At 26.2% G+C, this 14464-nt stretch carries 10 protein-coding genes; 7 read left to right on the top strand and 3 right to left on the bottom strand.

Features of this window, described 5'->3' with window-relative positions:
• The first annotated feature begins 54 nt into the window (after window positions 1-54).
• Entirely contained in the window at window positions 55-279 is a 225-nt protein-coding gene (locus tag AAHH39_RS03285) for a hypothetical protein (RefSeq protein WP_342218825.1), read from the top strand.
• Between the two features lie 394 nt (window positions 280-673).
• On the opposite strand, the gene AAHH39_RS03280 is transcribed toward AAHH39_RS03285, so the two are convergent.
• Window positions 674-1192 carry a hypothetical protein gene (locus AAHH39_RS03280; RefSeq protein WP_342218824.1) on the bottom strand — a complete coding sequence of 173 codons (519 nt, stop codon included), beginning with the start codon at window positions 1190-1192 and terminating at the stop codon, window positions 674-676.
• A 242-nt stretch (window positions 1193-1434) separates the two neighbouring features.
• On the opposite strand from AAHH39_RS03280, the gene AAHH39_RS03275 reads away from it, so the two are divergent.
• The 6 genes from AAHH39_RS03275 (at window position 1435) to AAHH39_RS03250 (ending at window position 6846) form a co-directional block, all read left to right on the top strand.
• The gene (locus tag AAHH39_RS03275) at window positions 1435-1815 is read left to right on the top strand and encodes a hypothetical protein (protein ID WP_342218823.1); all 381 of its coding nucleotides are present in this window, start codon (window positions 1435-1437) and stop codon (window positions 1813-1815) included.
• Between the two features lie 125 nt (window positions 1816-1940).
• Window positions 1941-2135: a hypothetical protein gene (locus AAHH39_RS03270; protein WP_342218822.1), complete on the top strand. Its 195-nt coding sequence runs from the start codon at window positions 1941-1943 to the stop codon at window positions 2133-2135.
• Between the two features lie 198 nt (window positions 2136-2333).
• On the top strand, window positions 2334-3572 hold the full coding sequence (locus AAHH39_RS03265; protein WP_342219300.1) for an IS256 family transposase: 1239 nt from the start codon (window positions 2334-2336) through the stop codon (window positions 3570-3572).
• 366 nt (window positions 3573-3938) lie between these two features.
• The gene (locus tag AAHH39_RS03260; protein WP_342217458.1) at window positions 3939-4883 is read left to right on the top strand and encodes an IS30 family transposase; all 945 of its coding nucleotides are present in this window, start codon (window positions 3939-3941) and stop codon (window positions 4881-4883) included.
• Window positions 4884-5130: 247 nt separating this feature from the next.
• Window positions 5131-5517, top strand: coding sequence for a hypothetical protein (locus AAHH39_RS03255; protein WP_342218821.1), 387 nt, complete (start codon window positions 5131-5133; stop codon window positions 5515-5517).
• Window positions 5518-5667: 150 nt separating this feature from the next.
• Window positions 5668-6846: a TIR domain-containing protein gene (locus tag AAHH39_RS03250; protein ID WP_342218820.1), complete on the top strand. Its 1179-nt coding sequence runs from the start codon at window positions 5668-5670 to the stop codon at window positions 6844-6846.
• A 71-nt stretch (window positions 6847-6917) separates the two neighbouring features.
• Here the strand turns inward: AAHH39_RS03250 and rpoC are convergent, their stop codons facing one another.
• Together rpoC and AAHH39_RS03240 are read right to left on the bottom strand one after the other, a co-directional pair.
• On the bottom strand, window positions 6918-10670 hold the full coding sequence (gene rpoC / locus AAHH39_RS03245; RefSeq protein ID WP_342219312.1) for a DNA-directed RNA polymerase subunit beta': 3753 nt from the start codon (window positions 10668-10670) through the stop codon (window positions 6918-6920).
• A gap of 24 nt (window positions 10671-10694) precedes the next feature.
• The gene (locus AAHH39_RS03240) at window positions 10695-14405 is read right to left on the bottom strand and encodes a DNA-directed RNA polymerase subunit beta (RefSeq protein ID WP_342218819.1); all 3711 of its coding nucleotides are present in this window, start codon (window positions 14403-14405) and stop codon (window positions 10695-10697) included.
• Window positions 14406-14464 lie beyond the last annotated feature (59 nt).

Raw genomic sequence — 14464 nt, 5'->3', positions numbered from 1 at the left:
TTGGAATTTAAAGGTTTTAAATACCCTTTATTTTACATTAAGGAGTAAATTATTATGGCTATTAAAGACCCATTAATGTTTATTACAATTGAAGAATTTAAAAATTGAAAAGGTTTTAATAAATTAGAATTTGATGATACTACAACACCAGATAATGAAATTTGATTTGTTATTTCAGTTGCAAGTAATAATATTGATTATTTAAGTGGACATTCTATTTCTAAAAAATGACCAGAAACTACATTAACAGAATTTACCTTTAATTTTGTAGAAAAGTAATGATACATGATAAAGTGTTATTTTTAGAGAATTTTTACACTAAATAATGTTACTTTTAACAAATTTTTAATTAAAAATAATATTTTAAGTGTAAATTGATGAATAATTTTTGGTCATCCATACTTTTCTACATAATTAAAAGAATTTACTGATGAAATACAAACTGCAATTGCATATTATGTTAGATTTTTATTAACAAAAGATAGTAATTATATTCGTGGTCAATCAAGTATTAGTCAAGGTGGAATGACTTATAGTGAAAATAATCCTAATGAACCTTATTATATTGTTCCAGAAGTATTTAATTGTTTAAGAAAAATTAAAGAATATCCAAAAATATTACTGGTTTTAATTTAGATGTTTTACCTAAAAGAAATGATTTTTTTAGTAATTTTTATAGTAATTGTGGTGAAGATAGTCCTTTAACAAGATATTTAGAAATATTAAATCTAAAAACAAATGATAAAAGAGTTAAAATATATCCAAAATATCCTAAAAATATTATTGGAACTGAATTATGATTTGATACTACTGGTATAAAATCATTTGATAATTTAACAACACTTGAATTATTTACTAAATATTTTAGTAATGATAGTTTACAGTTAGTTGATGGTAAAGAAGGTCAAGAAGAAAAAGTTATTAGTGCTATTGGTGGTGGTGAATTATTATGAGAAGTTGATAAAGATAATCCTAATTTTATTCATTCAAAAGATGATAAAGGTATTAGTGCAAATGATAAACGTATTATTGATGTTGGTACACCTACTTTTGAAACTGATGGTACAAATAAAGAATATGTTGATAATTTAATAGATAAAAAACAAAATATCAATGATGAAGATTTACAAACAGTTGCTAAACAAATTGTTCTTGCTATTAATGAAAATAAAGCAAATATTGATAAAAACAAGATAAAGAAATATGAAAAGTAATAAGTAAAAGTAAAAATAATCGTGAATGAGATACGTTTGAAATTAATTTTAATACTGTATATAGAGTAATTAATGCACAAGGAAAAACTAATGTAAGTAATCAAAAACAAAAAGCAGGCGATTTATACGTAATTATTACTGCAAATATAAATGACCCAAATTATAAAGGTTCAACAAATCCAATTAAAATAACTCTTAAATAATTTAAGGAAATTTAATCATGCCAATTGGTACAACTAGTACAGCAATAATTTTAAACATAAATAAACCACAACATACTAGAATAAGTAAACAACAAGAAAATAAAAGTTTTTGATGAGAAATTTTAGAAATGATTGGTGTACAAGTTATAGCAGTAGCACTTGCTCCTTTTACTGGTGGATTAAGTGAAAGTGTAGCCCTTGGATTAGGTACAAGTGATTTTATTGCAAGTACTATTAATTTTACTATTTATGCCACAACTGATTTTACTATTAATCAAGTTTATGATTATTTAAAAGGAAATGTAACACCATTAAATACTTTTTTTATATACTTCCTGCATTTGCTGGACTTAATAAAATTAGTCGTGGTTATCGTACAACTAAATTTATTAAATTAGCACAAAAAACTAAAAAATTAGAACAAATTGGTGTTAAAGAAGCAAAAAACTTACAAGAAATTATTAGTCAAGTAAGTGGAAAAGAAATTTTAACAGATAAAATTATTGGTAATAAACGTTATTTAATGAATTATAGTTTTACTCCTAATCGTGAAACAGTATTACGAGATTTAGGTTATGTTGCTGAAAGACAATATAAGAATAATTTTCAAAAACTAGAAACAGAAAAATTAATGGAACACTTATTATTACAAAATACATTAAAAATTCTTATATTATGCTGCTTTTTAATAGATTTTTTTAATTATATATGTATATAATTAAAATGGAATATTATTATTAATATCATAATAATTTTCAACAAATATTAATAAGAAACTAAAATAAAATTAATAACTAACAGAAAACAAGTAACTATTTAATTGGCAATGTTTAGTAATCTGTGTAACTTACAAAAATAACTATGTTTAATTAATTCTAGTAAATATAATTAAATGACTAGAAAGAGTGAGTTACAGATGGCTAAAAAACAAAATATTAATAATAATGATCCAATATCAAAAGCAGTAGATTTATTATTAGAAAATACTGAAGATTTAACAACAGTTTTTAAAGAAGGGGGTTTATATAAAGAATTAACAAAACGTTTAGTTGAAAAAATGTTGAATTCTGAAATGCAAAATTATTTAGGATATGAAAAAAATCAACATAGTAATACTGAAAATGCTCGTAATGGTACAAGTTCAAAAAAATTAATAACTCAACAAGGTAAAATTGAGATTGATGTACCAAGAGATCGCAATAGTGATTTTACTCCTGTAATAGTTGCAAAAAGACAGCGAAGATTTGATGGTTTTGATCAACAAGTGCTTTCACTATATGCAAAAGGTATGACTCTATCTGACATTAGAATGCAGTTACAAGAGTTATATCATGGTGCTGATATTAGTGAAAGTGTTATTAGTCAAATTACTGATGATGTTATTGATGATGTCAAAACATGACAAAATCGACCATTAGAAAGCATTTATCCGATTGTTTATTTTGATTGTATAGTAGTTAAAGTTCGACAAGATAAACGGATTATTAATAAATCAGTTTATATAGCATTAGGAGTTGATTTAGAAGGTAAAAAAGATGTTTTAGGCTTATGAATTAGTGAAAATGAAGGTGCTAAATTTTGATTAGCTAATTTCACAGAAATGAAAAATCGAGGCTTAAATGATATTTTGATTGCTTGTAGTGATAATTTAACAGGCATGTCAGAAGCAATACAAGCAGTTTATCCTAAAACAGAACATCAATTATGCATTGTTCATCAAATTCGAAATAGTTTAAAATATGTTTCATACAAACATCGAAAAACTCTAGTTACAGATTTAAAACCAATTTATAGTGCATGTAGTGAAGAACAAGCAATGCAAGCTTTAGAATCATTTGAAAGTAAATGAAATAAACAATATCCCCAAATTGCTAAATCTTGATATAAAAATTGAGAAAATTTGATGATTTTTATTAGTTATCCTGCAGAAATCAAAAGAGTAATTTATACAACAAATGCTATTGAATCTGTTAATAGTCAATTACGAAAAGTTATTAGAAACAAAAAAGCTTTTCCTAATGATATGTCAGTTTTTAAAATATTTTATTTAGCAATTGAAAATATAACAAAAAAATGAACATTGCCTATTCAAAATTGAAATACAGCAATTGCTCATTTTATGATAAAATTTGAAGACAGAATTAATCTGAACTAGTACTTTGTAAAACAAAGATACACAGATTTCTAAAAAGCCTCATTTAATTAAAAAATTATAATACTAAATCTTTTTATTTTTTTAAACTAATACCCCAAATTGTAAATATAAAAGTTATATATTTTTTATGTTATTATGTTTAACATTTTATGGATAAAACTAAGGAAAAGCAAATTGACTACAACTAAAATATTTAATTGAATAGCTTATATTTCAAGTATCGCTTTACTTATTTTTTTCATATTACTTTTAATGTTTTTACTAATAAAATTTTTATTAAACCTGAATTGTAAAATTAAAAAGGACACTTATATAAAAATTAAATTGTGTTAATTCTATAATTAAGAAAAGAAAGGAATTAGCACAATGTATAAGTATCTGACTATTGAATCAATAATAGCAATAAAAGAATATAAAAGTTATGGATTTTCGATTCGTAAAATAGCAAAAGCCATTGATTATAGTAAATCAACTGTACATAGAGTTTGTAGATTATTAAATCAAAACTTATTACCATTAGAAATATTGAATAAAATTCAAAAAAATAAACAAAATGCAGGTAGAAAATTAATAATTTTAACTTTAATAGAAATTAATACTATTAATCATTTGTTAATTACTAAAAATTATGCTCTTGATATAATTGCTAATTTTTTAAAGGAAAATAAAATAAAAAGTATTTCAACAAAAACTTTATATAACATGTTTAAAACAAATCGAATGGGTTTTGATGAAAATAACTTATTGAGAAAAGGAAAAAATAAACCTCACAAACAAAAAGAAACTAGGGGCAGAATTAATAATTGTAAGTCTATTCATGAAAGAAATTTAATCATTCCTAATATTAAAAATATAGAAGAATTTGGTCATTTAGAAGGTGATACTATCATTGGTAAAGATCATAAAAGTTCTATTATTACTTTAGCTGATATATGATCAAAAACCACAATTCCTTTAGCAACTAAAAATAATAAATCAGAAAATATTACAAAAAGTATAATAAAATTTATTTCAAAGTTACAAAAAGGAACAGTTAAAACTATTACTTTTGATCGTGGTAAAGAATTTAGTAAATGAAAATTAATCGAAAAAAATTGTAATGTTAAGATTTATTTTGCAGATCCTGGTAAACCTTGTCAAAGAGGTTTAAATGAAAATAATAATGGTATTTTAAGAAGATATTTACCAAAATCTACAGATCTATCTTCATATAAACAAAAAGATTTAAATACTATAGCATTTCAAATTAATTCTACACCCAGAAAATCACTATCTTATAAAAGACCAATAGATTTAATACAATTATTTTAAAAAACTGTCCCATTTATATTTACAATTCAGGAAATTATAAACAAAAAACAAAGTTAAAAGAATACTTTCTTCAAATGATTTTAGTCAAATCATAGGAACGAAAAAAGAATTAAAAATAAAACTAAGAAAATATTTTAAAGAAATATTTATTAGAGATGTTGATATAAATTTATTTAAAAAATTCCTAAAATCAGAAAGTGGAGTTAATAAAAAACCAACAAAAATTGCCTGAAATTTTTTTATAATTTTGACAAGTTCAATATTAGTAAATAAATCCGAAGGAAGAGTTTCTGAAGCAATCAAAAGTATTAAAAATACTTTTGATGAAAGTAAACAAATATTATTAACTTCCGATAACAATAACTTAGTAACAGATTTAATTTTAAAAATTATGAATTTAAAAATCAGACCAATCTTAATTGCTAGTAGATCACTAACAAAAATAGACACTAATGGTATTTTCATCATTAATGATGAAAATTTAAGCAAAGAAAAAATCGAAGATTTTTGAAAACAAATTGATAAAGTTAGAAAAGATTTAATAGAAAACAAATACTTATATTTTATTTCAATACTTTCACTTTCAACTGCAACTAATGAACAAATCAAAAAATTATTAAACTACACAGATTAAAATATTAAATGTTTAAATAAAATATAAGTAAAAAACAAATTTAAATTTTTAAAACAATATCTTTAAAATTACCTATTAAGACTTATGTTTTATAATCAAAAAAATTATAAAACATAATTTTTAATAATGTTAAAAAAAAGGAGTTAAACAGTGAGAAAAATTTTTATTTCATATCATCATCTAAGAGAACAAGAACAAAAAAACCAATTAACAGAGTTAATTAAAAAGTATGCTAATTATTTAAATATAAAAGACATGTCTGTAGAAATAGGAGATATTGATACCACATGATCAAATAATAAAATCGCTAAAACTATTAGACAAAATCATTTAAAAGATACAACTATTACTATTCTTATTCTAGGAATACATACAAAATGTAGACAACATATTGACTGAGAAATTGAAGCTTCATTAAATAAATATGGAAGTTTAAATAGAAGAAAGAAGATAAATAGTTTTATAATACTTTTAACTGCTGATTTTATTAAAAAAGCAAAAACAAATTGTAATTTTAATAATACTTGTGATTATTCTTCTTTAATCACCCAAGAAAATGCTGGTCAAAGAATATATGAAACCGTAATAAATAAACATGCAATTATTGCTACTTATGATGAAATCTTTTCAGATATAATAATTCTTAAAAATTTACTTGATAAAGTTCAATCTAATCATAAAAAAGAAGAAATGTTTTATCAAAATGTTATCAGCCCTAGTTTTTTAAAACCAACTGTTTTAAAAGATAATACTAAAGATACTGTTTTTAATGAAAAAAAAGAAATAGATAATGCAAAATTATCTTCAAATAAAGATAATGGTTTTAAAGAAGATGATGACAGTGATAGTGTAGTAGCTTCTAAATCAGAGGAAAAAATAAATAATGAAATATTAACTTTAATTCAAGATAATGATTTTAACGAAGATGATGATAGTAATATTGTAGTACCGTCTAAATTAGACGAAAAAATAAATAATGTAATATTAACTTCAAGTCAAGATAGTGAAATTAACAATCAATTACTACAAGAAATTATAACGGACTTTACTAAAGATGATAATAAAAGTAATCTTTTAAGAAAATTATCTTTAAAACATAATAGTAAAGATAGTGGAATTGGTAGTGAACTACAAGAAACAAGTATACTGAAAGACGAAAATTTTAAAAGAATACATCTCCATAAAAAAGATAATTCAGAAGAATGTGAAGCAAAAGAAAAATCTGAAAAAACAATGCAAGAGTTTAATAAAAAAATAAAAAAATTTATAAATTCTGGTAAAATTAATTATACACAAGAATGTCCAGAAATATATTTATCCTATCTTTAAAACATACAACTAGTAAAATAAAATATAAATATTTAAAAAGTGAGAATAAAATTCTCACTTTTTATTTTAATTTAGTATTCTTCTTCAAGTGAAGAATTACCCATACCTATTAACTTCTCAGTTGGCATTAAACCAGTACCGGCCGGTATCAAGTTTCCTAAAATAACATTTTCCTTTAAACCACGTAAATTATCTTGTTTTGACTTAATAACAGCATTAGTTAATACTCTTGTTGTATCTTGGAAAGAAGCAGCAGCCAAGAATGATTCTGACTCTAATGGTGCTTTTTTAATCCCTAAAATAATTGGATGACCAAAAGCAGGTTTTTTACCAGCAACAATAATTTTGGCATTAACATTCTTAAATTCTTTGATATCAACAATCGCTCCAGGCAATAATGGTGAATCATTACCTTCAACTACAAAAATACGATTCAACATTTGTTTTACAATAATTTCAATATACTTATCAGAAATTTCAATTCCTTGTAAACGATAAACACGTTGTACTTCTTTTAAAATATATTGTTGAACTTCAATGATTCCTGCTACTTCTAGTAATTGTGTAATATTAATTGCACCTTCAGTTAGTTTTTGGCCAATCTTAACATTATCACCAATTTTAATTCTTACCTGCGCATTATATTGAGTTTTGTATTCTTTATAGTCAAGTTTTGACTTTACAGTAATTGTATAAATTCCTTGCTCTTCACGAATATCTGTTACTTTACCATCAAACTCACTAATAATAGCAACAGCACCTTTGGGATTAGTAATATCTAATAATTCTTTAATTCTTGGTAATCCTTGGGTAATATCACTACCACCAGCAACTCCTCCAGTATGGAAAGTTCTCATCGTTAGTTGAGTTCCTGGTTCACCAATTGATTGCGCTGCAATAATTCCAACTGCTTCACCAATAGCAACAATAGAACCTGTTGTTAAATTAATACCATAACATTTTTGACAAACACCATAACTTGCTTCACAAGTTAAAACTGAACGAATATTTATTTTTGTAATTTTTGCCTCTAATATTGTTTCTACTAATTTTTCAGTAATTAATTCGTTATTTGCAACAATTACATTATTTTTACTATCAACAACATCACCTTGAACAAAACGTCCAAATAAACGGTCACGTAACGGCACAATAATATTATTACGTTTTTGGTCAACAACGTCACTAATTATAAAGCCATTACCGGTATTACAATCTTCTTCAGTAACAATAATATCTTGTGAAACGTCAACTAGTCTTCTTGTTAAATAACCTGAGTCAGAAGTTTTAAGCGCCATATCTGCCATTCCTTTACGAGCACCATGGGTAGAAATAAAGAACTCTGAAACATTTAATCCTTCACGGAATGAAGATTTAATTGGTAACTCAATAACTTCTCCTTTTGGATTATTCATTAAACCACGCATCCCTACTAATTGAGTAAAGTTACTAATATTAGTTCTAGCACCTGAATCTCACATCATAAAGATTGGATTTTCAATATCTTTTCTTAAAACTGTTTCTAGTTCAACTTGAATATTGTTTTTAATACCACTTCATTTATTAATAATATGGTAATGACGCTCACGATTAGTTAACATACCTTGTTTATAAAACTTGTTAATTGTTTTAACATATTCATCTGCTTCTTTAAATAATCTTGTTTTACCTGAATAAGATACAACATCGCCTGCAGAAATTGTTGTTCCTGAAATTGTTGAAAATTTAAAACCAAGATTTTTCATTTTATCTAACATTTGTGCAGTTAATTGAGTTCCAAAAGTTTTAAAATATTTATGAATAATATCTGCTAAAGCTTTTTTCTTAAATGGTTCAACAATAACTCTTTTTTTAATAAATTCACGAAAATCAACATCAGTTGCAACTAAATCTTCATTATGAGTTTCAGTTAAATTAATAATATTTGGGCGATTAATAAATGGCATTCTTTCTGAAAACATTTGATTAAAAATAATCTTACCAATAGTAGTAATTAAAAATTTATTTTGATCGGTAGCAGCAAATTTACTTGCACCTAAACTAGCAACACGAATTCCAATAATAGCATGTAATGAAACCTGTTTTGTATCATAAGCTTTAATTGCTTCATTAACATCTTTAAAAATTGAACCTTGACCTAATTCATCTAATTTTTCAATAGTTAAATAATAATTACCAAGAACCATATCTTGAGTTGGCGTAACAATTGGTTTACCATCTTTAGGACTTAAAATATTTTTTGAACCTAACATTAAACTTCTTGCTTCAGCTACTGCTTCTTGAGTAATTGGCACGTGAACAGCCATTTGGTCACCATCAAAGTCAGCATTAAAAGCAGGAGTTACTAGTGGGTGTAAACGAATAGCTTTCCCTTTAACTAGAATTGGTTCAAATGCTTGAATTCCTAAACGATGTAAAGTTGGGGCACGGTTTAATAAAATAGGACGATCTTTAATTACTTCTTCTAAAACATCTCAAATTCGTTCATCTTGGATTTCAATTAATTTTTCAGCAATTTTAATATTTAAAGCTAATTCTTGATGAACTAATCTTTGCACAACAAAAGGTTTGAACAAAATAATTGCCATATCACGAGGAATACCACATTGATACATTTTTAATTCCGGACCAACAGCAATAACACTTCGACCTGAATAATCAACACGCTTACCTAATAAGTTTTGACGGAAACGTCCTTGTTTTCCTTTTAATGTTGAAGTTAAAGATTTTAATGGACGTTTATCTCTTCCTGTTACTGGACGTGCTTTACGTTCATTATCAAATAAAGCATCAACTGATTCTTGCAACATTCTTTTTTCATTATTAATAATTAAGATTGGTGCTCCCATTTGTTTTACTTTTTTTAAGCGTTCATTACGAATAATAATTCTTCGATATAAATCATTAATTTCTGATGTTGTAAAACGACCACCATCTAACTGAATAATTGGACGAATATCAGGTGGAATCACCGGAATAGCGTGTAATACCATTCATTCTGGTTTATTTCCTGATTTAGCAAATGAATCAATAACATCTAAACGACGTTCTAGTTTTCTACGATCAGTTTGTGATTTCTTGTTTGTCAATTGTTTTTTAATGGCAAGAAATTCTTTTTCTAAATTAATATTTTTTAATAAATACTCAATAGCTGAAGCACCAATTCCAAATTTTGTTCCAGTATGTTTAGTAATAAATTGAGCACATTCATCCATTGAAAATGGACGTGAAGTATCTGCTAAAGTATCAGTTAACATTTGAGCACGAGTATAAGCAAAAGAAGAAGGTTCTAATTGTTCTAAAATTTGTGCAAATACTTTACGTAAACGATTACGAGTATCAGTTGAAGATTTAGCATTACCTAAATCCATAATCATTTTTTGTTTTAAACCTTTAGCAGTCCCTGGATCTAAAACAATATAAGAAACAAAATATGCTACTTCTTCTAAGTCTTTAGCTTTCATATCTAATGCTAACGCAATTCTTGAAGGAGAAGCCTTTAACATTCAAATATGAGTTACTGGCTCTTCTAACTCAATGTGTCCTAAACGTTCACGTCGAACAATTGCTTCAGTAATTTCTACTAAACAACGTTCACAAACTTTACCTTTATTTTTTATTTTCTTATATTTACCACAAGTACATTCATAATTTTTAGTTGGTCCAAATATTCGTGCATCAAATAATCCATCTTTTTCAGGTTTTAATGACTTATAATTAATTGTTTCTGGCTTTGTAATTTCTCCATGTGATCATGAGCGAATTTGATCGGGAGAAGCAAGAGAAATTTTAAGGGCAGTATAATGTTTTGAATTTTTTTGCATTTGCATATATTTATTACTCCTTTTCTAATCCTCAAGATAACTTTCGACTTCTTCATCGTAAGTTACCACTTTTTGTTCTTGACCTTTTTCGTCAATTAACACAATATTTATTCCTAAACCTTGTAGTTCTTTTGTTAAAACATTAAATGATTCAGGGATACCTGGCGTTGGAATTTGTTTATTACGTAGAATCGCTTCATAAGTTTTAATTCTACCTTTAATATCATCAGATTTAATAGTTAGGATTTCTTGTAAAGTATGAGCAGCACCATAAGCTTCTAATGCTCAAACTTCCATTTCTCCAAATCTTTGTCCACCATTTTGTGCCTTACCACCTAATGGTTGTTGAGTAATTAATGAATATGGGCCCACATTACGAGCATGTAATTTATCATCTACCATGTGTGATAGTTTTAACATATACATAACACCAACTGAAATTTTCTTGGCAAACTTTTCACCAGTTAAACCATCATATAATGTTAATTTATCAAAGTCATTATATTTTGCTTCTTTCATAATATCTAACAAGTCTTGATTTTTTGCACCATCAAAAACAGGGGTTGCTACTTTAATTCCTAAAGTTTTAGCAGCCATTCCTAAGTGTAATTCAAGAATTTGTCCAATATTCATCCGCGATGGTACTCCTAATGGATTTAACATAATATCAACCGGTGTTCCATCTTCTAGGAAAGGCATATCTTCAATTGGTAAGACTTTAGAAATAACACCTTTATTTCCGTGTCTTCCAGCCATTTTATCTCCTTCTCGGATTTTACGTTTTTGTACAATAAATACTTTAACTACTTCTTCTACTTCTGAAGGTAAGTCAAAACCATCTTCACGTTTATAACGTTTAATACCTTGAACAATTCCAGCACCACCATTAGGTACTCGTAATGAATTATCTTTAACATTACGTGATTTTTCACCAAAAATAGCTGCTAATAATTTTTCTTCAGCAGTTGATTGTGTTTGACCTTTTGGTGTAACTTTACCAACAAGAATATCTCCTTCTTTAACTTCAGTTCCAATTAAAACAATTCCTTCATCATCAAGATAACGTCTTGATTGTTCAGAAGTATTAGGGATTTCACGTGTAATTTCTTCTTTACCTTGTTTTGTTTTTCGACATTCTAAATTATATTCTTCAATATGCATTGAAGTATAAACATCATCTTTTACTAAACGTTCACTAATAATAATAGCATCTTCATAGTTATAACCATGTCAAGTCATGAAAGCAATAATTACATTTTGTCCTAATGCAAGTTCACCATCTTTCATCGAAGGTCCATCTGCTAAAATTTGATTAACTTCAACTTTATCACCAACTTTTACTAATGGTACATGAGTTACTACTGTTCCTTGATTACTACGTTCAAAACGACTTAACTCATAAGTTGTTACTTCATCTTCTGATTTAATAATAATTTCATGAGAATCAACATATTGTACAACTCCCGGTAAATTAGCAACAATAGCTAATCCTGAGTCACGAGCAACAGCATACTCAACACCCGTACCAACAATTGGTGTTTGTGGTTTTAATAATGGAATTGCTTGACGTTGCATATTAGCACCCATTAAAGCACGGTTAGCATCATCATTTTCTAAAAAGGGAATACAACTTGTAGCTATTGACACAATTTGTTTTGGTGAAACATCAATATATTCAACTTCGTTTGGTCCAACAATAATATTTTGACCATTACTACGAGCAATAACATTATTATTTTTAATAACATTATTAGTATCTAATTCAATATTAGCTTGTGCAATGATATAATTCTTTTCTTCACCGGCAGTTAAATATTTAATTTCATTAGTAATTTTACCTGCAATTACTTGACGGTAAGGTGTTTCAATAAAACCGTATTCATTAATACGAGCATAAGTGGCTAAATTATTGATTAAACCAATATTAGGTCCTTCAGGAGTTTCAATTGGACAAATTCTTCCATAGTGAGAATAGTGAACATCACGAACTTCTAAACTAGCACGATCACGTGATAATCCACCAGGTCCTAAAGCAGTTAAACGTCTTTTATTAGCCAATTCTGCTAATGGATTAGTTTGATCCATAAATTGTGATAATTGTGATAAGTTAAAAAACTCACCAATAACAGCTGTTAATGGTTTATTATTTGTAATATTTGCTGGTTTCATTTTATCACTATCAGTAGTTGACATTTTTTCTTTAACATTTTTTTCAATACGTCCCATTCCGATACGAAATTGGTTTTGTAGTAATTCACCAATTGTACGAATACGACGATTTGCTAAGTGATCAATATCATCAGCATTACCAATACCATGAACAAAATTTAAAATATAAGAAAGAGTTGCTAAAATATCAGCAATAGTAATAATTACTTCTTTACATTTAGGATTAATTCCAACAACATTAATAACTTCATTTAATCTTTCTTTATCATTATAAACTTTAATTAACTGCACATAATGTTTTGGTTCACTATCACTGATTGATGTTTTTAAAGGTACTAAACATGCTCCTTCTTTTAATACTGTTTTTAGAATTTCTAATTGTGATTTACCAATTACTGTTTTTTTGGATAAAACAACATTACCTCTAATATCTTTAATATCTTCAGCTAGAGTGTAATTTAAAACACGATCTGTAATAGCTAATTTTTGAATTAACTTATATCTTCCTGCTTTTGTTAAATCATATTTTTTTGAATCAAATAATAATCCAGTTAAAAATTTTGCAGCACCATCAACACTGGCAGTTTCTCCAGCTTTAATTTTTTTATAAATTTCTTGTACTGCCGCTGGTCAATTTTGATGTTCATCATATTCATAAGTATTTAATAAAACATCATCTTTACCAATTATATTAATAACATCATCTTTAGTTAATCCTAAGGCAGTAAGTAAAGTGGTTACTGCAATTTTACGTGATTTTTCAATTTTAACTTGAATAATATCTTTAATTGCATTTTTATTACGAACTAATTTATTACGTTTAGAATCAGTTTCAAATTCTAGTCAAGTTCCACGTGATGGAATTAAATCACCTAAAAATTTATATAATCCGGTTTTTGGATCAATTTCAATTTTAAAATATGCACCTGGTGAACGAACTAATTGTGAAACAACAACCTTTTCACTTCCATTAATAATAAATGTTCCTTTTTGTGTCATTAATGGAAAATCACCTAAAAATACATCTCCTTCACGAGTTAATGTATAATCAACAATTAAAACATCTTCTTCTCTACTTTTAATAGTAACTTCAATAGTTGAAAATTCACTATTAGCATGAACATTTTTTTCTTCAAAATAATATATATTATCGCTAACTTTTGGTTCATTAATGTTTTTAATACCAAATTGGTCTTTAATTCAACGCATTAAATAATCTAAAATATTATCTTTAGCAGCAATAGTTAAATGACGATTATTTTCATGAATTGATAAAGATAATTTTGTATAGATTGGTGCTTCATAAGTTTTTGACTCATCTTTTGCTTCTTTTAATGTTCTTCTTGGTTTACGAAATTCTCAATCAATCAATGATAAAATAATACGATTATCATTATCAATTACCGGAAATATTTCATTAAATACTTCTTGTATTCCTGTATCAATAAATCATTTATAAGTATCACGTTGAATTGAAATTAAATCAGGAAGATCTAAATTTCCTGATACTTTAGTATAGTCACGTCTTTTAGCATAATGACCAAATTGTTTTGTAGTATATGACATTGGTTCATCTCCAATTTTAAAAATTTATTAAAATCAAATAATTTGATTTCAGTTAATTA

The organism is Spiroplasma endosymbiont of Amphimallon solstitiale, from assembly GCF_964030965.1.
Classification (GTDB): domain Bacteria; phylum Bacillota_I; class Bacilli_A; order Mycoplasmatales; family VBWQ01; genus Spiroplasma_E.
The sequence above is the reverse complement of the archived record's forward strand: the minus strand, read 5'-3'. Positions and strand labels throughout refer to the sequence as shown.